Origin of the sequence: Mycobacterium sp. IEC1808 (genome assembly GCF_002101935.1) — a bacterium.
In the GTDB taxonomy this organism is placed as follows: domain Bacteria; phylum Actinomycetota; class Actinomycetes; order Mycobacteriales; family Mycobacteriaceae; genus Mycobacterium.
Map to the genome: position 1 here is coordinate 93,542 of NZ_LQPV01000006.1, position 23,200 is coordinate 116,741.

Here is a 23,200-nt window from a genome sequence, read left to right on the forward strand (position 1 = left end):
GGATGGTTGTGTGTGCGTGAGCTCTTCAGTCGCCGTGATACGGGTCGCTAGCACCTCGACGCGTCCCGAAGCCTCTCCCGCACGTTGTGCAGGAAACCAGGGGTGGGCGTGTGTCCGCAGCACACCATGCGTAGTCGGCCGCCATAGGTGATGACTCCGATTACTTGCTCGCGTTCTATCTGCGCCAAGACGATCGGGCCCCAAATGGCCCGCGGCCGGACCGGTCCGGATTCGGTGAGATGCTGGACACCCAAATTCGTGATCAGCAGTTCGAACGGCAATGTGGTGCAAAAGAACCGTTCGGCCGCGTCGCAGCCTGCGTCCGTGGGTAATCGTTGCTCAACGAGCTCAGTTCCCATGAGCACGCCGGCGTCGGATTTCGCAAAGTTCAACTGGCCGTTGACTGCACGCGCTTGTGTCCAGAAGTCGGCGCCTTCGGCCGGTGCCATCCCGGTGCATGCGCTGCCAATCCGTAAGCAGCAGTCTGGGCCCTGGCCGAGGAGCTCCCGGATGTTGATCGGACTGTAAGTACGGACATAACGCTCGCCGGATTCGAGGGCGCGGACGTGTGACGCCGCCGTCACGATCGCACCGTGAACCGTCGCGCGCTCTTCACGACAGCGCCTGATCAAGCATGTCGTATCGTCGTCGCTCATCTCGACGCTTTGCAGGTGCGGCGGGGTGGACTCGAATGGGCGAACGGATACCGGCACGGCCAGGCGCGGATCGCCCTGCTGCATTGACATCTCAACCTGAGGTGGGGAGTCGAGCGTGCGGCGCGCAAGATCTTCCTGCGACATGGGCAGCGCCAGGGGCGGCGGCGTCGCACCGTTGATCGCCGCGAGCACATCGTCGAGCACCAACACAGATGAAATGCCATCCGCGATCGAGTGATCGAAGGTCAACAGCAGCGTCGAAGAGTTGTCGTGGTCAACGAGCGTGGCACGCATCAGCGGTGCCGCCATGCGGCTGAAGCGCCGCGCAAGCTCTTCAGCCGCAATCGACTGCCAGTCCAACCCTCGGTGGACCGTCAGATCGATCGGCGCCACATGGTCGGCCTGGTAAAAGCCCAGACCCAGCTCGGGGTCGTCGTGAACGTGGGCCGACAGCAATGGGTGCCGGCGCTGTACGGCGTCGAGCGCCTTGCGCACGTGATCGGCACGAAGGGTTCTGTCAAATTCGGCGACCAGCAAGAAATGCGTGGGGTTGCGTTCGGTGTACCGCCAGAAGAAGCGTTCTAGCGGGCCGAGTGAACGCAGATACGTCACGGGCCGAGCCGGGCGGGTGCTGACTTCCATTCGGCTGTCTCCTTATTGGCGCTAGGCGCTCGGGGCAAGCGGGGACGCGATACCGGACGCCCAATGACCTGCCAGCCGATCGCACCGGATGACGGGCCTTGCGTCGCACTCGCTTCAAGGCAGCGTCGTTACTGCCATCTCGATAATTCCCGTTGGCACGCGGGGGTGGTTGCGTGCGCGCGCAGATCGGTTGACTATGCGCGAATAATGTCACGCAGTCCTGCGGCGTCTGCGCGGCGTGCGTGGCCCGCTTCGGGAGCGGCCGCTGCTATTGCGATTCGCCGGGCGATGGAGCCAGCGTGCTTGTTCGGTACTCCCGGGGAGAGAGGCCGTAGGTGGCTTTGAAAAGGTGGGAGAAATGCACCGCGTCGAATAGCCCCCAGCTTGCGGCGATTTCACGCACCGTGCGTCGCAGCAGGGCTGGGTTGGCAAGGTCGCGGCGGCAGTGCTCCAGGCGGCGAGTGCGGATCCAGCCGGTAGGCGTCTGATCCTGCAGTTCGAACAGCTTTTGCAAGGTGCGTGGAGAAATATGCTGTGCTGCAGCGATATTGGCGATACTAAGGTCGGGATCATGCAGGCGGTGCTCAATATAAGCCTTGACGCGAAGCAGGAGGCTGGTCTTTTCATCGCCGAAGTCGGTTCCGCCCGCGGCCGCCAGCTGCTCGGACAACGACGCACTCAGCAGGCTCAACATTGCGTCGGCCAAATGCCATCCGCTGCCGGGGATGCCCGTTTCGAGCTGTCTGGCAACGCCGGCCAGGTACTGCGTCAGTAAGGCCCCCAAGCCGTCACGCCCGCTCATTGGATGAGTTGTCAACTGCCGCACCTGGTTCGGGGACAGCCGCAGCATGTCGCGCGAGACCAGAAGTGTTTGCATGTGAGACGCAGGGCCGCTGCTGATCGTGTACGGACAGGTGGTGTCGTACAGCATCAGGTCGCCGGGGGCGACTGTGACCTCTCGGCCTGCCTGCGACACCATGCAGCCCCCGCGTCGCTGCACCCCGATCTTGAGGTACTCGGCCGCACTGCCCCTGGCGATGAGCTTGGTAGTACGACGGGCAACAAATGCATCGCGCGTCCACACGTCCAGTAGTTGGACGACTCCTAGCTTCGCCGAGCGCGTTCGAGACTGAAAGCTGCCGACGTCGTCGGTTGATAACTGCATCGGCACCAACTGTTCCGATATGACATGCAAAAAAGGGTCAACCTGTGCTGCGCCGGCGAAGCAGTGCACTTCCGACCTGCTGCCGATGCCGTTGCCGTCGGGGAAGTCTGATCGTTTTGGACCACCGTCGCTGAGCTCGTGTGCCCCCTTACGTTCCATGTCAGTCCGACGCTCAGCCACGCACAACCCTTCGTCCCGTACACCGTCCAACCGACATCACGATTCAACGCGCCAAGCCGTTCAGGCGTGCAACCCTGAGGTATGCCCGCCCGTCAAAGCGCAGACCCGGCCCAGGCCCGGCAGGCGGTGCTGGCCGTGCTGGACTGGCTGCGCGACGAGTCCCGCCCGGCGCCCGACCGCAACGCCCTGGCTACCGCGGTGCGTCTCACCGCACGGACTCTCGCCGCGGTGGCGCCGGGCGCCAGCGTCGAGGTCCGGATCCCGCCGTTCGCCGCGGTCCAGTGCATCGCCGGGCCGCGGCACAACCGCGGCACGCCGCCGAACGTGGTCGAGACCGATCCGCGGACCTGGCTGCGGCTGGCGACCGGCCTTTTGCCGCTGGACGAGGCGAAAGCCTCCGGGTCAGTGACGCTGTCCGGCTCGCGGGCGGGTGAAATTGGCCACTGGTTACCGCTGTTCGGTGTCAGCTGAATACAACCCTGAACTGCAGGTTTAGAGTTGTGAATCAGGAATTTCGCCGCCCAACACGCCCGTCGGATTCGTCGGGGAGCCGGTGCTGCCCGTAGACTCCTACACGTCACCAATCGTTCGCCAGGGAGCCGCCGAACCGTGACCGTCGCTGGAGTGGATGCATCCGAGCAGGACTTGAACTCCCCCCGTGAAGAGTGCGGTGTCTTCGGGGTCTGGGCCCCGGGCGAGGACGTCGCCAAACTCACCTATTACGGCCTGTACGCCCTGCAGCATCGCGGGCAGGAAGCCGCGGGGATCGCCGTCGCCGACGGATCCCAGGTGCTGGTGTTCAAGGACCTCGGCCTGGTCAGCCAGGTGTTCGACGAGCAGACGCTGGCGGCGATGCAGGGTCACGTCGCCATCGGGCACTGCCGCTACTCCACCACGGGCGACACCACGTGGGAAAACGCCCAGCCGGTTTTCCGCAACACCGCGGCCGGCACCGGGGTTGCGTTGGGGCACAACGGAAATCTGGTCAACACCGCTGAACTTGCCGCGCGCGCCCGCGACGAGGGCTTGATGGGCACCCGATACCCCGCCCCGGCGACGACGGACTCCGACATCCTGGGCGCGCTGCTGGCCCACGGCGCCGCCGACTCCACGCTGGAACAGGCGGCGCTGGAGCTGCTGCCGACCGTGCGCGGGGCGTTCTGCCTGACGTTCATGGACGAAAACACGCTGTATGCGTGCCGCGATCCCTATGGCGTGCGGCCGCTTTCGCTCGGACGCCTCGACCGCGGCTGGGTGGTGGCGTCGGAAACGGCCGCCCTCGACATCGTCGGCGCCTCGTTCGTCCGCGACATCGAGCCTGGCGAGCTGCTGGCCATCGACGCCGACGGCGTGCGCTCCACCCGGTTCGCCAACCCCGAGCCCAAGGGCTGCGTCTTCGAATACGTCTACCTCGCGCGCCCCGACAGCACGATCGCCGGCCGCTCGGTGCACGCCACCCGGGTCGACATCGGCCGCCGGCTGGCGCGCGAATGCCCGGTCGAGGCCGACCTGGTGATCGGCGTGCCGGAGTCGGGCACCCCGGCCGCCGTCGGGTACGCCCAGGAATCCGGCATTCCGTACGGACAGGGCCTGATGAAGAACGCCTACGTCGGGCGCACGTTCATCCAGCCGTCGCAGACCATCCGCCAGCTCGGCATCCGGCTGAAGCTCAACCCACTCAAAGAGGTGATCCGCGGCAAGCGGCTCATCGTCGTCGACGATTCGATCGTGCGGGGGAACACCCAGCGGGCGCTGTTGCGCATGCTGCGCGAGGCCGGCGCTCTCGAGGTGCACGTGCGCATCGCGTCGCCGCCGGTGAAGTGGCCGTGCTTCTACGGCATCGACTTCCCGTCGCCGGCCGAGTTGATCGCCAACGCCGTGCAAGACAAAGAGGAGATGCTCGAGGCGGTACGGCACGCCATCGGCGCCGACACGCTGGGCTACATCTCACTGCGAGGCCTGGTCGCGGCCTCCGAGCAGCCGGCGTCGCGGCTGTGCACCGCTTGCTTCGACGGCAAGTACCCGATCGAACTGCCCGAGGAATCCGCGCTGGGCAAAAACGTCATCGAGCACATGCTCGCCAACGCCGCGCGCGGAGCCGCGCTCGATGATCTGGCACCCGATGAAGTGCCGATCGTGCGCTGAGCCGGTGCTTCAAAGACGCTTGATTCCGGCGCGAAGCGCCGCCCGGTAGCCTTTATCGCGATGACGGATCCCGGAAAAAGTCCCGGACGAAACCCGGGCAGCCAGGGCATCACCTACGCGGCGGCCGGGGTGGACATTGAAGCCGGTGAGCGCGCCGTCGCGTTGTTCAAGCCGTTGGCCACCAAGGCCACCCGACCGGAGGTGCGCGGCGGGCTGGGCGGGTTCGCCGGGCTGTTCGCCCTACGCGGCGACTACCGCGAGCCGGTCCTGGCGGCCTCAACGGACGGCGTAGGCACCAAACTGGCGGTCGCCCAGGCGATGGACAAACACGACACCGTCGGCCTCGACCTGGTCGCCATGGTGGTCGACGATCTCGTCGTGTGCGGCGCCGAACCGCTTTTCCTGCAGGACTACATCGCCGTCGGCCGGACGGTCCCGGAACGCCTCAGCGCGATCGTCAGCGGCATCGCCGAGGGCTGCGTGCGCGCGGGCTGCGCGCTGCTGGGCGGCGAAACCGCCGAACATCCCGGCCTGATGGAACCCGACCACTACGACATCTCGGCCACCGGCATCGGAGTCGTCGAGGCCGACGACGTCCTCGGCGCCGACCGCGTCAAACCCGGCGACGTCATCATCGCGATGGGCTCCTCCGGCCTGCACTCCAACGGCTACTCGCTGGCGCGCAGCGTCCTGCTCGAGATCGACCGGATGAACCTGGCCGGCTACGTCGAGGAGTTCGGCCGCACCCTCGGTGAAGAGCTGCTGGAACCGACCCGGATCTATGCCAAAGACTGCCTGGCACTGACCGCCGAGACCCATGTCCGGACGTTCTGCCACGTCACGGGCGGCGGGCTGGCCGGCAACCTGCAACGCGTGATCCCGCCCGGGCTGGTCGCCGAGGTCGACCGCGGCACCTGGACGCCCGCGCCGGTGTTCGCGATGATCGCCCAGCGCGGCCGGGTGGCCCGCGAGGAGATGGAGAAGACGTTCAACATGGGCGTCGGCATGATCGCGGTCGTCGCTCCCGAAGACCAAGACCGGGCCCTGGCCATCCTGACCGCGCGGCATCTGAACTGCTGGGTGCTGGGCACCGTCGGCAAAGGCGGAAAAGACGGCCCGCGGGCCACACTGGTCGGGCAACACCCGCGGTTCTGAAAGAAACTGTGCCGACGCTCAGCGCATCGGCACAGTGGTGGCGAGAGGTTCAGCGACGCCAGTCGTCGGGGTCGTCCCAAGATTCGTCTTGGCCGTCGTCGCCGGGTTCCTCGGCGGTCGTGCCAGACAGCTCCTGTTGTAGCCGCTGGAAATCGGTCTGCGGAGAACTGTATTTGAGTTCTCGTGCAACCTTGGTCTGCTTTGCCTTAGCCCGGCCGCGGCCCATGGGGGAACCCCCTCGCGCAATAACGGAGCGGCCTAACGAGTAGGCGGCTCCGATCTCTTGGTGTCGTTATTGTCCTGCCGACAGTTTACCGTGCCTCACGGTCGGGTGTCGGTGACCCCTGTCCGCTGTGGCGGACCTCATCGAGGATTATCCCGCACCGCCCCGCAACCGTTCAACGGCTCGCCGTCCCGCGCCGACGTGTTCGGTGGCGGGCAGGGAATCGGCGTCGATTGCCGCGGCGACGTCGGCCTGCGGGCCGGTCGTCAGTTGCGTGTCCGCGGGCAGGCCGCGCTTGACGAGTGCCAGTGCCACCGGCCCGAGGTCGACGTGCTCGACCACGGTTCCGAGCCGTCCGACGGCGCGACCGCCGGCGAGCACCGAGTCCCCGGTGGAGGGTCGCTCCACCGAGCCGTCCAGGTGCAACAACACCAGCATCCGCGGCGGTTTGCCCAGGTTGTGCACCCGCGCGACGGTCTCCTGCCCGCGATAGCAGCCCTTGTCCAGGTGTACGGCCCCCTCGCCGGGACCGCCGATCCACCCCACCTCGTGCGGGATCGTGCGCTCGTCGGTGTCGACACCGAGGCGCGGCCGCAGTGCCGCCACCCGGTGGGCCTCGTAGGCCCATATCCCGGCCGCGCGCACGCCGGCCCGCGTCAGGCGGTCGTGCCAGTCGGCGGCATCGCCGCGCGGAACCAGCACGTCCAATTCGATCTGGCCTGCCGGGGCGCCCGGCATCCGTCGCGCGAAGCCGCCGCCGGGGAGCGGAACGGCGGTCGGCTCGTCGGGCAAGGCGTCCACGCCCAGCGCGTCGAGCACCGCCGGGTCGGCCAGCCGCGGGCCCAGCAGCGATAACACGGCCAGATTCGCGCCGCTCGGGGTGACCTCGGACCAAAACACCATCTTGCGCAGGTATTCCAGCAGCGGCTCACCCCGCCACGGTTCGGTGTCGAGGTAGGTCGTGCCGCCCAGCTCGGTCTGAATCCAGTGGTCCTCGACGCGGCCTTGGCCGTCGAGGCTGAGGTTTTGCGTGCTGGCGCCCTCGGGGAGTTCGCTGACGTGCTGGCTGGAGATGGTGTGCAGCCAGGTCTGCCGGTCTTTGCCGGTCAGGGTGAGGACCGCGCGGTGCGAGCGGTCGACCAACACCGCGTCGGCCTCGGCCGCCCGCTGCTCGCCCAGCGGATCGCCGTAATGCCAGACCGCGCCGGCGTCGGGTCCGGGATCGGGTGCGGGGACGGCATTCACCCCTCAAACTCTACGGGCCCTCGCGGCTACGCTTACCCTTCATGGCCGACCAGACGGGTGTGATCCTCACGGTGGACGGCGAGGCGCACCCGCCGGAGGCGCCGCTGCTGCACGCCGACGACCTGGCCGCGGTTCGCGGCGACGGAATCTTCGAGACGCTGCTGGTGCGCGACGGCCGTGCCTGCCTGGTGGGCTCCCATCTGCAGCGCCTGACCCAGTCCGCCAAGATGATGGACCTGCCTGAGCCGGACCTCGCCGCCTGGCGCAATGCCATCGACGAGGCGGCGCGCCGGTGGGCCGCGGGCACCTCCGACGAAGGTGCGATGCGCCTGATCTACACGCGCGGCCGCGAGGGCGGATCGGCTCCGACGGCCTACGTGATGGTCAACCCGGTCCCGGAGCGAGTGACCGCGGTTCGCCGCGACGGGCTCTCCGCGGTCACGCTGGACCGCGGGCTGCCGGCCCATGGCGCCGACGCCATGCCGTGGCTGCTGGCCGGGGCTAAAACCCTGTCGTACGCCGTCAACATGGCCGCCCTTCGCCACGCCGCCCGCCAGGACGCCGGCGACGTCATCTTCGTCAGCTCCGACGGCTACATCCTGGAGGGGCCACGCTCGACGGTCGTGATCGCCGAACCGGGAGCGGACGGGAACCCGTGCCTGCTGACACCGCCGCCCTGGTATCCGATCCTGCGCGGCACCACGCAACAGGCCCTCTTCGAGGTCGCCCGGGCCAAGGGCTACGACTGCGACTACCGCGCGCTGCGGGTCGCGGATCTGCATGCCGCCCAAGGCATTTGGCTGGTATCCAGCATGACCCTGGCGGCCCGGGTGCACACGCTCGACGGCCGGCGATTGCTCCGATCCCCGATCGCCACCCAATTCGCCGAGCTGGTCGACGCCGCGATCGTCAGCGATCGCTGAGCGCTGAATTCGGTTGTCGGCTCGCAAGATACCCGGTACGGTCGGCCGTACACAGGGAAGGAGGTGGTCCGCGAAATTGATAGCTTCATGGACATGTGAGGTGGCTACGAGTTAGCTGAATTGGCTCGGAAGAGCCGGCGCATGCTGGCGAAATCCCCGTAGCCACCCGGCCCCCGAGTTTCCGGTCTGTCCAACCAGGAACTTTGCTCGGGGGCCGCTCCATGTCCGGGTCGCGCTACTGCGCCACCCTGCTACCGATCTGCTCGGCGATCCGGCCGGCTTGACCGGTCTCGGCGTCGGGCCCGCACACCAGCACGTCGATCACCACATCGGATACGGCGCGCAGCGCATGGTGGCAGATCCTGCCGTCCGTTTTCGTTCGCCCCTGTGCGATCCGGGGCGGGGCGCCCGTGAGATCGTCGAACTTCCAGGCTTCGGTCCGCTCGTTGTAGTTCAGCGTGATCGTTTGTCCCGCGCAGGCCTTCCACTTGTCCGCGGACGCCTGCACGAACGCGCTGGCCTGACCGGGCGACGGAAATGCGACCACGGATTCGAAGACCCGGTGCGTCGGCTCGTCCGCGGCCGTGTGCACGGCCTGGCCGGCGACCGCGATGTAACCGCTTCCTCGGTAGGCGGCTTCGGCGATGGGTTCGTAGGCGCCCAGGCAGTCCGGGATGGATATGGTCCACCTCGGATTGCGCATCCCGCTGGTCTTGTCGGAGACCACCATGTTGGGGTCGGCGACGACGGCGCCCACATCGGGCGGACCCAGCAGGAAGGAGTCCACTTTTGTGGAATTCGCGGTGGCATTGGAGTTCGCCGCCGGCGCGTTGGGGGCGGCGGTGGGATTGGGATTCGCCGCCGGCTTGGCGGCCGGTTTGCTTTTGCCGCCCTGGCTGAACAGCACGACGGCCACCGCGATCACGGCGATGACGGCCACGGCCGCGCCGCCGAGGATCAGCAACCTCTTGTTCGGGCCGCCCTCCTTGGCTGCCCCGGCGTCGACAGCGGGCCGGCTGGCCGGCGCGGGCGCCGCGCTCGCCGGCGCCGTCTCGTCGACGGCCGTCGCCGCCGATGCGCCCGCGGGCGAACCGTCCCTCGCCTCGATTTCGGCCAGCACGTTGTCGATTTCGGTTCGGGTGCGGTAGGTGACATCGTGTCGCAGGCGGAGCATGCGCAGCAATTGGGCGATGTCGCCGCGCGCGCTGGGATCGTCGCCGTCCTCGTCGAACCCCTGTCGGAGTTCGACCAACAGTTGAAGCTGCTGCTGCGGGCTGAGTTCCTTTTCGGCCAGCGTGTTACCCAACCGGGTTATATAGCCGAACGGCACCGGGGGCTCTTCGGGCAGCGGGTCGGGCAACGGCTGGGGTTTGGCCTGCAGCGAGTGCACCGCGGTGACGAGCTGGATGCCGGCGTCGACGGTGGGCTCCCGATAGTCGATGATCTGCAACGCGGCGAGGGGATTCACCCGCATGCTGTCGATGTCGCCGATCCGGACGGGAAGGATCGGCCGATTGAGGGCCTGCGCGTAGCGCAGCTCGGACTGACTGGGCTTGGACTGCAGCCAGTTGTTCGACAGCGCAACGACGAATATGTCGCAGGAGCGGATCTGCTCGAGGATCTTGTTCCACCACGAGTCGCCGCCGCCCAGTTCCTGGTCGAACCAAACCTGTTGTTGGGCGCGCCTGAGGGCGGTCGTCAGGGCGTCTACCGTCGACCTGTCCTGGCTCGAATAGCTGATGAACAGCGCCATCGCTGTCTCCTACGGTAAGGCGGAGCGGACGAATTGGGCGAAAGCGTGCATGCAGCTGTTTCACATGCGCCGATACCGTATCAGTGTTGAGCCCTATCGGGATGCGCAAATATTCACTGTCATTCTTGCGCTAACGCGCGACGGCCTATCCGCGGCCGCCGCCGCCGCCGTCGTCGTCCTCGGGCGGATGGAATTCGGTATAGCGGCGCGCGAATTCGTCACCGGGGACGGGCCATTGCTCGCCGCCGGCTCCCCGCACGACCCAGTCACCCTCCGCCGCCGCGGTCAGGCCTTCCAGGGTGTTGACGGTCTCGCCCGGACGCGCGGGGCGCGCTTGGACGGTTCCCTTCCTGTGCCATCGCCCGTCGTCGGCCGGCTCATAGGTGTCGCGGAAGATGTCGTCGCGCACCGACCACACCTTGCCGTCCTCGTGCACCGCCCAATCGCCGGCGTCGGCAAGCATCGTGTGTCCCGACTCCGACGTCCAGGTCCACGGCGCGCTGCGCTGTTCGGCGGCGACCGTTCCCACCCGAGTGAAGGTCTGCCACAGCGGACGCGACCGATAGCCGAGCTGGCGCAGGCTCCACAGGGTGGCCGCCAAGCTGCGCACCGCGGCGTTGAGCAGCTCGGGTTTGGTTTCGACCACGGACCAATCGACAAGCTTGTCGTGGATCTTGCGCGAGTCGTCGCGCGTCGCACCGTACTTCCATCCATTGCGGCGGTAATAGCGACACCAGTCCTCGTGTTCGGCTTTTGCCATGCCGATCGCCGAGTGGTGGTCGAAGCCCATCAGCGCAAGTTGTTGCAGCGGCGGTGAATCGGCCATGTCGTGCCCGGACAGCTGGGCCGGCGGCGTGCCCCACGTGTTCCACGTGTGTCCCGCGATCTGTTCGACCATCCACAGCGCGTTGCGCACCTGGCGCCGGTTCGAACCGCGGTAAAAGTCGCTGAGTTCGGACCACGACATCGCCGCGGGGGAGCGCGGCCCCGCGGGATCGAGCGTGGCGACGTACCGCTCGTGAATCAGCCTGGCGGCCCGCTCCCACGCGTCCTGGACTAGGCCCTCGCGCGTGTCCAGTGCCAGGGAGTAGGACTGCAGCGAGCCGACGACCTGGATCGCGTCGTCGGCGATGCTGGTGTTGAGGTCCGAGGCGTAGACGGGCATTTCGGGGAAGCGGGCCGCCAGTCGGGTGCCGATCATCGCGGGAAGGGTGTCGACCAGAATCACCGCGGTGCCGGTGGGTTCGGCATCGCCGACCAAGCGCAGCACCGTCGGCACCGTCGGCGCCTCCGTCACCGCATCGATATTGGGTCCCTCCGAAAGGAATCCGGCTTGCTGACGGTAGAACTCGTGATCCCGCACGTACTCTTCGGCGTCTCGCTCGACGAGGGTGAGCGCGGGCAGCGGCGCGGCGTCGGGCGGGGTGTAGAAGTCGCGTTCCAGGGCGCGGCGGGTCAGGTCGGCGCACAGGGCGAGCGTCAACTGCGAAGTGCCGCAGACGAATACGCGCTTGGTCCGCCCCGTTGCGATGATGCTGTCGAGAAGCCTGCCGGCGGTCACCTCGTACTTGCCGACAACGTCGGCGGCCCAGCGGGTATCCGATCCGCCGAATTGCTGGGCGCGCCACGCCTTGGCCAGCCATGGGTCGTCGATGCGCACGATGAGGGGCAACCGCTGCTTGTGGTCCAGCTCGGCGAGCCGGCGACTGATCAGGTCCAGCCACAACAGGTTGACCGCGGGGTCGCGCCCCATCAGATAGAGCCGGCCGAGGTGCCGCCACAGCCGCAGTGATACCAGGGTCGCCGGGTTGTTGAAGTCCACCAGCACCACCCGGGCGCCCTGCCTGCGGGCCCGCTGGACGCGGTCGTCACCGGCGCCGGTAATGACCACCAACGTGCTGCGCCGGTCCAACGTGCGCGCGACGGCGCTGATCATCGATTGGCTGTCGTCGTCCACGCCCACGATGGCGGTGACGTGATCGGCGAGGTTGGCCCGCAACCGGTCCACCTGGGACCGGAAGACCCCGACCACGACGCCGCCCAGGCCGGTGAAGATCGCCGCGAGCGCCACGATCCTCGCCAGTTCCAGACCGACCGGGGTGGGGTTCGGACAGGTGCGCCCACCCACCGAAAAGTCGCTGGTGCTGCCCTTGACCAGCTGGGCCGTGGCCATCAGTGGGGTGAAGAACGCCGGATGATTGGCGTCATGGCATCCCCAATAGGAGGCCAGGCCGAGGACGGCGCCCATGGTGATGAGGGCGGCGATCACCGTGAACGAGACGCCCACCAGGCGGTGGCTGCCGCCCTTGCGGAAGATCAGCACACAGGCCGCGACCAGCACGGCGATGACGATGGCAAGCGTTGGCATCGACCCCGGGCGGCCGAACCACCCGAGCCACGGCGGCAGCGCGTCGATGATCGAGGGCACCAGCGCCAGCACCGCCAGATACCCGACCAGCAACAGGCCGATGGACGACACCACCCAGCGGGCTACCTGCCGGCGTGTACGCACGGGCCGAGGTTATCTCGGCGGCGGCGCTCCGAGGCGGCTATCCAGCGAACCGCGACAGCCGCGCCGAAAGATGGGGCACCAGGCCGCCGTCGGCGTCCACCCGCTCCTCGACGTAGGCCAGGTCGCCGCCTTCGACGATGCCGTAGAGCCGCTTGGCGCCACCGACCAGCAGTCCCGACCGGCTGCGGGCCAGCGCGTCGGTCACCAGCTCCCACGACGACTGCGTGCGGGGCCGCCCGTAGAACAACTCGATGTACCCGGCCGAATGGGCCAACAACAACTCGATCGCCTGCGACTCGGTGGGATCGTCGTCGGGATCGCTGACGAAGCGCCAGAAGCCCGTCTCGCGCAGGCCCGGTTCGCGGTACCCACCCGCCTCGTCGAGCCGCCAGGACCGGGCTTCCCAATTGAGATAGTCGCCGCCGTCGTGCGAGACCACGATCTGCTGGCCGAACCGGTAATCCCCGTCGGGCCCGCGGCCCTCGCCCTCGCCGCGCCACACCCCGACCAGCGGCAGCAGCGCCAGCAGCGCGTCGTTGAGGTTAGCCCCTTCGCGCAGGTTCGCAGTGTCGGCGGGCACCGGCAGGTCGTCGAAGCCGGGGATGTTGCGGGCCGCGGTCAGCTTGGCGCGTTCGGCGGCGGCCGCGACGGCGCGGTCGCCCGAGCCGCCGGAAACGACTGGGCCGTCAGGATCTTCGGACGTCACGACTCGTCAGTGATGAGCCGGTAGAGGGTGTACAGCGCGAACCATGAGATGACCACGACTGCGACGACCAGCATGATCTCGAAGAAGAGCACCACGGGGACGAGTCTATTCGTCCCGCGGATCCCCGGGGCCGGCCGGTCCGTCAGGCGATCTTGACGTCGACCTCGTGAATGCCGGCACCCGACGGTGCGACCACGGCGTCGCCGTTGCCGACAGGGGACAGCGCACGCAGCGTCCATGACCCCGGTGCCGCGAAGAACCGGAAGTCACCGGTGGCCGACGCGACCACCTCGGCCGTGAACTCGTCCGAGGAGTCCAGCAGTCGGACGAATGCGCCACCCACCGCCTGACCGTCGCCGTCCACGACCCGTCCGGTGATGACCGTTTCCTTCTCCAGATCGACGCTGGCGGGCAACGTCAGTCCTTGCTTCGGTCCAGAGCACATATCAGCTTCCCAACTCGATCGGGGCACCCACCAGGGAGCCGTATTCCGTCCAACTGCCGTCGTAGTTCTTGACGTTTTTATGGCCGAGTAATTCCCGCAGCACGAACCAGGTGTGCGACGAGCGTTCCCCGATTCGGCAGTACGCAATGGTTTCCTTCGTTCCATCCAGGCCGGCGTCGGCGTACAGCTTGGCCAGCTCCTCGTCGGACTTGAAGGTGCCGTCCTCGTTGGCGGCCTTGCTCCACGGGACGTTGATCGCTCCCGGGACGTGGCCCGGCCGCTGGCTTTGCTCCTGGGGCAGGTGCGCCGGCGCGAGGATCTTGCCCGAGAACTCGTCGGGGGAGCGCACGTCGACGAGGTTCTTGACGTTGATGGCCGCGATGACCTCGTCGCGGAAGGCCCGGATGGTGTTGTCCGGCGGGGCCGCGGTGTACGACGTCGCCGGCCGGTTGACCAGGTCGGTGGACAGCGGGCGCCGGTCGAGCTCCCACTTCTTGCGGCCGCCATCAAGCAGCTTGACCTTCTCGTGGCCGTAGAGCTTGAAATACCAGTAGGCGTAGGCGGCGAACCAGTTGTTGTTACCGCCGTAGAGGATCACGGTGTCGTCGTTGTCGATGCCGCGGTCGGACAGCAGCTTCGAGAATTGCTGCGCGTCGACGAAGTCACGTTTGACCGGGTCCTGCAAATCGGTGCGCCAGTCCAGCCTGACCGCTCCCGGGATGTGGCCGGTGTCGTACGCGCTGGTGTCCTCGTCCACTTCCACGAAGACGACGTTCTCGGCGTCGAGATTGCTCTGGGCCCAGTCTGCGGAGACCAGGACGTCGGAGCGTGCCATGGATGGATTCCTTTCGGTTGCTGCTGATGAATGGGGCTAGGAGGGGGTCGGTCGCAGGCGCGCGACCAGCGGGTAGAGCTGGCAGCCCAGGCAGATGCCGAAGGCGGCGTTCAGGAATGCGGCAACCAGCGCGAACGCGGTGGCTATGACCCCGACCAGGAAGGCGCCGGCGGCGAATCCCGCCGCCCCGACGACCGCGAAAATCAAGCCGACGAGCTGGGCGAACTTCAGTGGCGCGACCGGTTCGCGTTCGGTGACCGGCCCCAGCCGGGGCGCAACGACGGTGGCGAACACCCGCCCATAGGGATGCCGGCGGGGGCCGCCGACGGCGCCGATCGCAAAGACCACGGCCTGCGCCGCCAGAATGACCGCGGCCGCCAGGGGGCTGGCGGCCGAAACGGCGAGGGCGACGACCAAGACCGCGGTGGTGACCCAGGCCGCGAACCTGGGTCCGCGGACGTCCACGCGGTCCGGCTCGACGGCGGTCTTGTTGCTCGGCACGGGATTACTCCTAGAAATCTTGTTGCGCGGAAAGGGGGAGGCGCGCCTTGGGAAGCCTGGGTAGGGGGCTCCGAAGCTGCTCCGAGTGCGCGCGGGGCGCTGCTACTCAGCAGCTACAGCAACAACAACAACCCGCGATGCGGCACAGATCGGCTGTGCGACGCATGGTGAGCATGGGCTCGAGGCGGGCTGACACGTCGGCAAGCTTACCCAATGACGCCGCGCTCAAGCCAACAGCGGCTGCAGCACCGAGCGCAGGTCGGCGGCCTTCGGGACCCCGGAGGCCCGGTATCGCTGTTGCCCATTGGCGTCGAAGATCAGCGTGGTGGGCAGGGACAGCACCGAAAACCGCCGGGCCGTCGCCGGATCGGCGTCCAGGTCGATCTCGAGATGGGCCACGTCGTCCATGTCCTCGCAGAGCTGGTGCACCACGCGACGGACCCGATCGCAGGGCCCGCACCACGCGGCGCTGAAATGCACGATGGTGGGCCCGCTGCGGGAAAGGCCCAGGTCCGCGGTGTCGGGCTCGGCGCTTTGCGAGGCGACCTCACGGACGTGTCCCGAGCGGCGCGTAAGCAACCATCCGGCGAGGCTTGCCACCAGGAGGGCCGCCACGAGCGCGACGATCACGGTCATCATGACTGCTTAAACCCGTCGAGCGTCAGGGTTACTCCCTGGGTGACTCCTTCGATGATGATGTCCGAGCCGCGAGCGCCCTCCGAGGTCGGCGCCACGCCGAAGGGCAGCCGCTGATTGGGCAGCCTGGTGCTAAAGGCGCGCAGGACGGCGTCGCGCTTGGCGTCCGGAACGGATTGGTTGGCGGTGTCGGGCCCGGTGAGGACGCCGGTGGGGGCGACCACCAGCGTCGCGGGGTCGTCGGGGGCGATGGACAGGTCGACCGAGACGCTGACCCGATGATCGAAGTCGGCCGATTTGGGGGTGCCGCTGAACACCAGGCCGTGGCTGTCGGAGATGCCCGAGGCGGTGACCCCCCCGGTGGCGGTGTTGGTTTCGTTGGGCGGCGCCTCGACCATCAGGTCGGTGATGCCCATGTAGCGGCCCAGGTGGATCGAGTCGACGATGATGCGGCTCTCCAGTCTGCCCACCGGCAGCTTCGCCTCGGGCCTGATCAGCCAGGACGCATAGCTCAGGTCGACCGAATACATGGTGGCCTCGAGGGTGGCCTTGCCTACCATCGCGTGATCGATCGCGTTGGCCTTAATTTCCACCTGGCTGTAGTGCCGCCGCAGCGCCTGCGGGATGAACGGAAAAGCCACGATGGCGACGAATGGGTCGGACCCCAGATTCGCCACCTTGCGCACGCTGGTGGACAGCCGGTATTCGGCGTAGATGCTGGTTCCGTAGTCGACGCCGACTGCGCCGATCACGATTACGGCCACGGCGACGCCCGCCGCCCCGAGGCCGATCAGCACCTTGCGCATGCGCACATTGTCTCGTAATACCATGGCCGCCGTGCCGCGGACCGTCCGGTGGCGGGCCTCACAGTGGCTCACACCCTGCACCGAAATGGCAGGTGGCAAGTTATCGTTAGATGACCTGGCAACCAACGCGTCGTGGCGTTATCGAAATTGGGAGACGCCTTTCCCACGATTTGGAGGGGCTTTTTGGAGCTTTTACTGCTGACCTCGGAGCTGCATCCCGATCCGGTGCTGCCGTCGTTGTCGTTGCTTCCCCACACCATTCGGACGGCGCCGCCAGAACCCTCCTCGTTGCTGGAGGCCGGAACCGCGGACGCCGTGCTCGTCGACGCGCGCACCGACCTGTCGTCGGCGCGCGGGCTGTGCCGGCTGCTGAGCACGGCGGGCCGGTCGGTCCCCGTCCTGGCGGTGGTGAGCGAAGGCGGCCTGGTCGCCGTGAGCGCCGACTGGGGACTCGACGAGATCCTGCTGCCCAGCACCGGGCCCGCCGAGATCGACGCGCGGCTGCGGCTGGTGGTCGGCCGCCGCGGCGGGCTGGCCGACCAGGAGAGTGCCGGCAAGGTCAGCCTCGGCGAGCTCGTGATCGATGAGGGCACCTACACCGCGAGGCTGCGGGGCCGCCCCCTCGATCTGACCTACAAAGAGTTCGAGTTGCTCAAGTACCTGGCCCAGCACGCGGGCCGGGTCTTCACCCGGGCGCAACTGCTGCACGAAGTGTGGGGTTACGACTTCTTCGGCGGCACCCGCACGGTCGACGTCCACGTGCGTCGGCTTCGGGCCAAACTCGGCCCGGAGTACGAGGCCTTGATCGGCACGGTGCGCAACGTGGGTTACAAGGCCGTCCGCCCGGCGCGCGGCCGCGCGCCGTTGTCCGGACCCGATGATGTCGACGCCGTCGACGACGCCGAGCCCGACGCCGAGGAGCTGCAACACCCGCTGGGCGACCCGCTGCGCAGTCAGTGAATTCGCCGGAGTGGCGCTCCGCTCTGACCCCCGATGAGCAGCGGGAGGTGCGCGAAATCGTCTCGGCGGCAACCGATTTCGACGGCGTGGCGCCGGTCGGCGAACAGGTGCTGCGTGAACTCGGGCACGACCGCACCGAGCACCTGCTGGTCACCGGCGGCCACCCGGGCCCGATCGACGGCTATCTGAATCTCAGCCCGCCCCGCGACGGCGGCGCGGGCATGGCCGAAATGGTGGTGCACCCACAGGCGCGCCGGCGCGGTATCGGTGCGGCGATGGGGCGCGCTGCGGTGGCCAAGACCGCCGGGCGCAACCAATTCTGGGCGCACGGCACCCTGGAGCCGGCCCGGGCGACGGCGTCGGCGCTCGGCCTCGTCGCGGTCCGCGAGCTGGTCCAGATGCGACGATCGCTGCGTGACGCCGGCGACCCGGTGCCGCCCGTTCCCGGGGTGCAGATCCGTACCTACCGAGGCACGTCCGACGACGCCGAGCTGTTGCGGGTCAACAACGCCGCGTTCGCCTACCACCCCGAACAGGGCGGGTGGACCGAGGCCGACTTGGCGGAGCGGCGCAGCGAACCCTGGTTCGACCCGGCCGGCTTGTTCCTGGCGTTCGGCGCCCCCGATGGCGACGAGGCGGGCAGGCTGCTCGGCTTCCACTGGACCAAAGTCCACCTTGACCGGCCGGGCATCGGGGAGGTCTACGTCGTCGGCGTCGACCCCGCGGCGCAGGGCCGGCGCCTGGGGCAGACGCTGACGGCCATCGGAATTCAGTACCTGGCAGGCCGGCTGTCCGGCTTGGCCGAGCCGACCGTGATGCTCTACGTGGAGTCCGACAACGTCGCCGCCGTGCGGACTTACCAGCGCCTCGGGTTCACCACCTACAGCGTCGACACCGCGTACGCGCCCGCGCCCGGCTGACGCTAGCCGTGTGGACGCGAAGTGTTCACATTGCATTCATCTCTACCGACTTCTGTGGGTCTAGTCGCCGCATATTTTCGCGGTGGCTTGGCAACCTCCTTGGGGAAGCGGCCGGCGACGCCCGCACGCGTCCCGGAATGCGTCAGAAAGCGAGATCGGTGAGGCTCGACAGGCAGGGGAGGGCGCTGGCGAGGGTCGCGCTGGCGCTGGCCGTTTGCGGTGGAGCCCTGACCGCCTGCCACAGCGACGACAACCACAGCGGCGCTTCGCCGACCACCCTCTCGGGACCAACCGGTACGGCGGGGTGCGGCGGGAAGAACGGGTTGACGGCGGAGGGCTCGACCGCTCAGCAGAACGCGATGTCGCTGTTCAACCAGGTCTGGGGACAGTACTGCCCGGGCAAGGGCGTGTCGTACAACCCGACCGGGTCGGGCGCCGGCCGCGAGCAGTTCATCGCGGGCCACGTCGACTTCGCGGGAACGGATTCCCCGCTGGTCGCCGACCAGATCGGCCCGGCCGCCAAGCGCTGCGACGGAAACCCGGCGTGGGACCTGCCGCTCGTCTTCGGCCCGGTCGCGCTGGTGTACAACCTGCCTGGCGTTTCGAACCTGGTTCTCAGCAGTGACGCCCTGGCCAAGGTCTTCAGCGGCCGGATCACGGTCTGGAACGACCCGATACTCGCGGCGCTCAATCCCGGCGTGGCGCTACCCGCTACCAAAGTGGTGCCGATCTACCGGTCGGACTCCTCGGGAACGACCGACAACGTCCAGAAGTATTTGACGGCCGCCGCGCCGCAGAGTTGGACCCGCGGCGTGGGCACCGAGTTCCAGGGCGGCATCGGTGAAGGGGCCGCGAAGTCGGCCGGCGTGATCCAGGCCGTGCGGTCCACACCCGGTGCCATCGGCTACGTCGAGAAGGGGTTTGCCGACCAGGGCGGTTTGCCGTATGCCCTGATCGACACCGGCAACGGCGTGGTTCCGCTCACCGGCGACACCGCCAACAAGGCCATCCAGGCGGCCAGCTTCGTGGCCGATGGCAACGATCTGGTGCTCGATCTGAACCCGATGTACGCCGCCCAGCAGCCGGGCGCCTACCCGCTGGTGCTGGCGACTTACGAGATCGTCTGCTCGAAGGGCTACGACCCGGCCACCTCCGCGGCGATCAAATCGTTCCTCGGCGTGGCGGCGACCAACGGGCAGCAGGGCCTCGCGTCCGCCGGTTATGTCCCGCTGACCGATAAGGTCAAGGGGCGATTGGTTACCGCGATCAACGCCATGCAGTGACCGGTGGGCGCAATGAGCGACAGCACGACTGTGACGGAATCACAGTGACAGAGTCTTCGATCCCGAACCCTTCCGCAGCGGGTGCGGGTGCGGTCGTCGCTGCGCCCTTTCCGGAATCGCCCGTCGTGCCGATCAGCCCGTGGGGACGCGCCCAGCCGCGCATGGCGGACCGGATATTCCGTTGGCTCGCCAGGGGTTCGGGCGTTCTCATCGTGGTGCTGATCGCCGCCATCGGCGGATTCTTGTTGTTGCGTGCGATCCCGGCCCTGAAGCGCAACCACGAGAACTTCTTCACCTACGGCGGTAGCTGGGTCACCACCGACACGTCGGCCATGCATTTCGGAATCCCCGATCTGCTGCAGGTCACCCTGTTCGTCTCGGTGTTCGCCTTGGTCCTGGCCATGCCGGTCGCCCTGGGCGTCGCCCTGTTCATCACGCAGTACGCACCGCGGCGGCTCGCCGGTCCGCTGTCCTACGCGGTCGATCTGCTCGCCGCGGTTCCCTCGATCGTCTACGGCGTGTGGGGCCTGTACGTCCTGGCGCCGCAGCTGCGACCGGTCGCCAACTGGCTGAATCACAGCCTCGGTTGGTGCTTCCTGTTCGCCACCGGCAACGCGTCGGTGGCGGGCGGCGGCACCATCTTCACGGGCGGGATCGTGTTGGCGGTGATGATTCTGCCGATCATCACCGCGGTCACCCGGGAAGTGTTCGTCCAGACACCGCACGAGGAGATCGAGGCGGCACTGGCCCTCGGCGCCACCCGGTGGGAAGTGGTCAAGACGACCGTGCTGCCCTTCGGGCGATCCGGATACGTCAGTGGCGCGATGCTGGGCCTGGGCCGCGCCCTGGGCGAGACGGTCGCGCTGCTGATCATCTTGCGGGGCACCCAGGCGGCATTCGGGTGGTCGCTGTTCGACGGCGGCTCGACCTTCGCGACCAAGATCGCCGGCGCGGCAGCGGAATTCGACGACCGCTACGAGGCCGGCGCCTACATCGCCGCGGGGCTGGTCCTGTTCGTGCTTACCTTCCTGGTCGACACCCTGGCCCGTGGCGCCGCGGCCGGGGCCCGCAGCCGCAGGGGCCGCCGATGACCTCGATGCTCGATCGTCCGCTCAAGGCGCGGGCGTTGTCCGATCTCGGCCGGCGCCGCCGGGTCGCAGACAACACCGCGACGGTGTTGGTGACGCTGGCCATGGTGATCGCCGTGATCCCGTTGCTGTTGGTGCTGTGCTCCGTAATCGCCAAGGGGCTCAAGGTGATCGCCTCCACCGCGTGGTGGACGCATTCCCAGGCCGGCATGACGGCGTTCGTCGCCGGCGGTGGCGCCTACCACGCGATCGTGGGAACGCTGCTGCAGGGATTGGTGTGCGCCCTCATCTCGGTGCCGATCGGCATCATGGTGGCGATCTATCTGGTCGAATACGGGGGCAGCACACCGCTGGGCAGGCTGGCCTCGTTCATGGTCGACATCCTGTCCGGCGTGCCCTCGATCGTGGCGGCGTTGTTCATCTACGCGCTGTGGGTGTCGACGCTGGGGCTGCCCCGCTCCCAATTCGCGGTGTCGCTGGCGTTGGTCCTGATGATGCTGCCGGTGATCGTGCGGGCCACCGAGGAGATGCTCCGGATCGTGCCGGTGGATCTGCGGGAGGCCAGCTACGCGCTGGGCATCCCGAAGTGGAAAACCATTGCCAGCGTCGTGATTCCCACCGGGCTGTCCGGCATCATCACCGGGATAATGCTGGCGGTGGCCAGGGTGCTCGGTGAGACGGCGCCCCTGCTGATCCTCGTCGGTTATTCGCAGTCGATGAACTTCGACATCTTCCACGGATTCATGGGATCGTTGCCCGGCATGATGTACGACCAGACCGTGGCGGGCGCGGGCGTCAACCCGGTACCCACGGATCGGTTGTGGGGTGCGGCGCTAACCCTCATTCTGGTCATCGCGGTCATCAATGTCGGGGCCAGGGTGATCGCGAAATTCTATGCCCCCAGGAAGTCGTAGGCAGGAGCACTAGTGGCCAAGCGGTTGGACCTCAAGTCCATCAACATCTACTACGGGTCGTTCAAGGCGGTCGCCGATGTGACGATGTCGATCCTGCCCCGCAGCGTGACCGCGTTCATCGGTTCGTCGGGCTGCGGCAAGACGACCGTGCTGCGCACCTTGAACCGGATGCATGAGGTGATCCCCGGTGCGCGTGTCGAGGGCAGCGTGCTGCTCGACGATCAAGACATCTACGCCCCGGGCGTCGACCCGGTCGGGGTGCGCCGGGCGATCGGGATGGTGTTCCAGCGGCCGAATCCGTTCCCCGCTATGTCCATTCGGGACAACGTCGTCGCCGGCCTGAAGCTGCAAGGCGTACGCAATCGCAAGCTGCTCGACGAGACGGCCGAACACTCGCTGCGCGGGGCGAACCTGTGGGAAGAGGTCAAGGATCGGTTGGACCGGCCCGGCGGTGGACTATCCGGCGGCCAGCAGCAGCGCCTGTGCATCGCACGCGCCATCGCCGTGCAACCCGATGTGTTGCTCATGGACGAGCCGTGCTCCGCGCTGGACCCGATCTCGACGCTGGCCATCGAAGAACTGATCAGCGAGTTGAAGCAGGACTACACCATCGTCATCGTGACGCACAACATGCAGCAGGCCGCCCGGGTAAGCGATCAGACCGCGTTCTTCAACCTGGAAGCCACCGGAAAGCCCGGCAAGCTCATCGAGGTCGACGACACCGAGAAGATTTTCTCCAACCCGACGCAGAAGGCGACGGAGGACTACATCTCCGGCCGCTTCGGCTAGCGCGAAGTCGGTTTGGTGTCGTCCTCGGGAAGATGCCCGGTCGCCTGGAAAATGACCCGCCGCGCCACTTCCACGGCGTGGTCGGCGAAGCGCTCGTAGAAGCGGCCCAGCAACGTCACGTCCACCGCGGCGGCGACGCCGTACTTCCATTCACGGTCCATCAGCACCGAGAACAAATGCCGGTGCAGATCATCCATGGCGTCGTCTTCCTCACGGATCCGGGCGGCCTTCTCCGGGTCGCGTGACAACACCACCTCTTGGGCGTTGTTGCCCAATTCGACTGCGACCCTACCCATTTCGGCGAAGTATCCGTTGACCTCTTCGGGCAGCGCGTGCTGAGGATGGCGCCGGCGCGCGATTTTGGCCACGTGCAGGGCCAGCGCGCCCATCCGGTCGATGTCGGCCACCATCTGGATCGCACTGACGATGGACCGCAGGTCACCGGCGACCGGTGCCTGCAGCGCCAGCAGCACGAACGCGCTTTCCTCGGCCTGGGCGCTCAGTGTCGCGATCTTCTCGTGGTCGGAAATCACCTGTTCGGCCAGCACCAGATCCGCCTGCAGCAGCGCCTGGGTGGCCTGCTCCATGGCGATACCCGCCAGCCCGCACATCTCGCCCAGGCGCTCGGATAACTCGGTGAGCTGCTCGTGGTAGGCCGTCCGCATGCTGCCAAGCCTACGTTCTCGATGCCGGAAACGGGTGACGCGGTAGCGCCAAA

The 23,200-nt window shown here is 67.6% G+C and carries 23 protein-coding genes; 10 read left to right on the top strand and 13 right to left on the bottom strand.

The window, feature by feature from the left end; translation table 11 throughout:
- Nucleotides 1–47: 47 nt before the first annotated feature.
- Entirely contained in the window at nt 48–1,298 is a 1,251-nt protein-coding gene (locus tag AWB92_RS03895) for a hypothetical protein (RefSeq protein WP_085184159.1), read from the bottom strand.
- A gap of 268 nt (nt 1,299–1,566) precedes the next feature.
- Complete coding sequence (locus AWB92_RS03900) at nt 1,567–2,643, bottom strand: helix-turn-helix domain-containing protein (RefSeq protein WP_142281929.1); 1,077 nt, start codon at nt 2,641–2,643, stop codon at nt 1,567–1,569.
- A gap of 81 nt (nt 2,644–2,724) precedes the next feature.
- Between AWB92_RS03900 and AWB92_RS03905 the strand changes: the two genes are divergently transcribed.
- From AWB92_RS03905 to purM, 3 genes are all read left to right on the top strand, one after another.
- Nucleotides 2,725–3,114 carry a sterol carrier family protein gene (locus AWB92_RS03905; RefSeq protein ID WP_085184161.1) on the top strand — a complete coding sequence of 130 codons (390 nt, stop codon included), beginning with the start codon at nt 2,725–2,727 and terminating at the stop codon, nt 3,112–3,114.
- 138 nt (nt 3,115–3,252) lie between these two features.
- Nucleotides 3,253–4,788 (top strand): amidophosphoribosyltransferase, encoded by a 1,536-nt coding sequence (gene purF / locus AWB92_RS03910; protein ID WP_085184162.1) that lies wholly within the window; start codon nt 3,253–3,255, stop codon nt 4,786–4,788.
- 60 nt (nt 4,789–4,848) lie between these two features.
- On the top strand, nt 4,849–5,943 hold the full coding sequence (gene purM / locus AWB92_RS03915; RefSeq protein ID WP_068179261.1) for a phosphoribosylformylglycinamidine cyclo-ligase: 1,095 nt from the start codon (nt 4,849–4,851) through the stop codon (nt 5,941–5,943).
- A gap of 49 nt (nt 5,944–5,992) precedes the next feature.
- Here the strand turns inward: purM and AWB92_RS03920 are convergent, their stop codons facing one another.
- Together AWB92_RS03920 and AWB92_RS03925 are read right to left on the bottom strand one after the other, a co-directional pair.
- Complete coding sequence (locus tag AWB92_RS03920) at nt 5,993–6,169, bottom strand: DUF3073 domain-containing protein (protein WP_081665113.1); 177 nt, start codon at nt 6,167–6,169, stop codon at nt 5,993–5,995.
- A gap of 147 nt (nt 6,170–6,316) precedes the next feature.
- Complete coding sequence (locus tag AWB92_RS03925) at nt 6,317–7,411, bottom strand: folate-binding protein YgfZ (protein WP_085184163.1); 1,095 nt, start codon at nt 7,409–7,411, stop codon at nt 6,317–6,319.
- A 59-nt stretch (nt 7,412–7,470) separates the two neighbouring features.
- Here AWB92_RS03925 and AWB92_RS03930 point away from each other — a divergent pair, with 59 nt between their 5' ends.
- Nucleotides 7,471–8,334, top strand: a complete 864-nt coding sequence (locus AWB92_RS03930; protein ID WP_142281940.1) for an aminodeoxychorismate lyase — start codon at nt 7,471–7,473, stop codon at nt 8,332–8,334.
- 235 nt (nt 8,335–8,569) lie between these two features.
- On the opposite strand, the gene AWB92_RS03935 is transcribed toward AWB92_RS03930, so the two are convergent.
- From AWB92_RS03935 to lmeA, 8 genes are all read right to left on the bottom strand, one after another.
- Nucleotides 8,570–10,087, bottom strand: coding sequence for a sensor domain-containing protein (locus AWB92_RS03935; RefSeq protein ID WP_085184165.1), 1,518 nt, complete (start codon nt 10,085–10,087; stop codon nt 8,570–8,572).
- 145 nt (nt 10,088–10,232) lie between these two features.
- Complete coding sequence (locus AWB92_RS03940; RefSeq protein ID WP_085184166.1) at nt 10,233–12,599, bottom strand: RyR domain-containing protein; 2,367 nt, start codon at nt 12,597–12,599, stop codon at nt 10,233–10,235.
- A gap of 37 nt (nt 12,600–12,636) precedes the next feature.
- Nucleotides 12,637–13,305, bottom strand: coding sequence for an FABP family protein (locus AWB92_RS03945; protein WP_068111113.1), 669 nt, complete (start codon nt 13,303–13,305; stop codon nt 12,637–12,639).
- Nucleotides 13,306–13,447: 142 nt separating this feature from the next.
- On the bottom strand, nt 13,448–13,750 hold the full coding sequence (locus AWB92_RS03950; RefSeq protein WP_068133665.1) for a DUF1416 domain-containing protein: 303 nt from the start codon (nt 13,748–13,750) through the stop codon (nt 13,448–13,450).
- A 1-nt stretch (nt 13,751) separates the two neighbouring features.
- Nucleotides 13,752–14,585, bottom strand: coding sequence for a sulfurtransferase (locus AWB92_RS03955; protein WP_085184167.1), 834 nt, complete (start codon nt 14,583–14,585; stop codon nt 13,752–13,754).
- Between the two features lie 36 nt (nt 14,586–14,621).
- The gene (locus AWB92_RS03960; RefSeq protein ID WP_085184168.1) at nt 14,622–15,086 is read right to left on the bottom strand and encodes a DUF4395 domain-containing protein; all 465 of its coding nucleotides are present in this window, start codon (nt 15,084–15,086) and stop codon (nt 14,622–14,624) included.
- A gap of 225 nt (nt 15,087–15,311) precedes the next feature.
- Nucleotides 15,312–15,725: a thioredoxin family protein gene (locus tag AWB92_RS03965; protein WP_085184169.1), complete on the bottom strand. Its 414-nt coding sequence runs from the start codon at nt 15,723–15,725 to the stop codon at nt 15,312–15,314.
- Nucleotides 15,722–16,534, bottom strand: a complete 813-nt coding sequence (gene lmeA, locus AWB92_RS03970) for a mannan chain length control protein LmeA (protein WP_085184170.1) — start codon at nt 16,532–16,534, stop codon at nt 15,722–15,724. The genes AWB92_RS03965 and lmeA overlap by 4 nt, the downstream gene beginning before the upstream one ends.
- A 177-nt stretch (nt 16,535–16,711) precedes the next feature.
- On the opposite strand from lmeA, the gene AWB92_RS03975 reads away from it, so the two are divergent.
- The 6 genes from AWB92_RS03975 to pstB all read left to right on the top strand — a co-directional run bounded on the left by AWB92_RS03975 (nt 16,712) and on the right by pstB (nt 22,482).
- The gene (locus tag AWB92_RS03975) at nt 16,712–17,488 is read left to right on the top strand and encodes a response regulator transcription factor (RefSeq protein ID WP_068179233.1); all 777 of its coding nucleotides are present in this window, start codon (nt 16,712–16,714) and stop codon (nt 17,486–17,488) included.
- Nucleotides 17,485–18,408, top strand: coding sequence for a mycothiol synthase (gene mshD / locus AWB92_RS03980; protein ID WP_085184171.1), 924 nt, complete (start codon nt 17,485–17,487; stop codon nt 18,406–18,408). The genes AWB92_RS03975 and mshD overlap by 4 nt, the downstream gene beginning before the upstream one ends.
- A 158-nt stretch (nt 18,409–18,566) precedes the next feature.
- Nucleotides 18,567–19,691: a phosphate ABC transporter substrate-binding protein PstS gene (gene pstS / locus AWB92_RS03985; protein WP_241523355.1), complete on the top strand. Its 1,125-nt coding sequence runs from the start codon at nt 18,567–18,569 to the stop codon at nt 19,689–19,691.
- 44 nt (nt 19,692–19,735) lie between these two features.
- Nucleotides 19,736–20,782 carry a phosphate ABC transporter permease subunit PstC gene (gene pstC / locus AWB92_RS03990; protein ID WP_085184350.1) on the top strand — a complete coding sequence of 349 codons (1,047 nt, stop codon included), beginning with the start codon at nt 19,736–19,738 and terminating at the stop codon, nt 20,780–20,782.
- On the top strand, nt 20,779–21,693 hold the full coding sequence (gene pstA, locus AWB92_RS03995; RefSeq protein WP_068179226.1) for a phosphate ABC transporter permease PstA: 915 nt from the start codon (nt 20,779–20,781) through the stop codon (nt 21,691–21,693). Before pstC ends, pstA begins: the two co-directional genes overlap by 4 nt.
- Nucleotides 21,694–21,705: 12 nt before the next feature.
- A complete protein-coding gene (gene pstB, locus AWB92_RS04000) occupies nt 21,706–22,482 on the top strand; it encodes a phosphate ABC transporter ATP-binding protein PstB (RefSeq protein ID WP_068179224.1) in 777 nt (258 codons plus the stop codon).
- On the opposite strand, the gene phoU is transcribed toward pstB, so the two are convergent.
- A complete protein-coding gene (gene phoU / locus AWB92_RS04005) occupies nt 22,479–23,147 on the bottom strand; it encodes a phosphate signaling complex protein PhoU (RefSeq protein ID WP_085184173.1) in 669 nt (222 codons plus the stop codon). The two genes, pstB and phoU, sit on opposite strands and share 4 nt — an antisense overlap.
- Nucleotides 23,148–23,200: the final 53 nt, after the last annotated feature.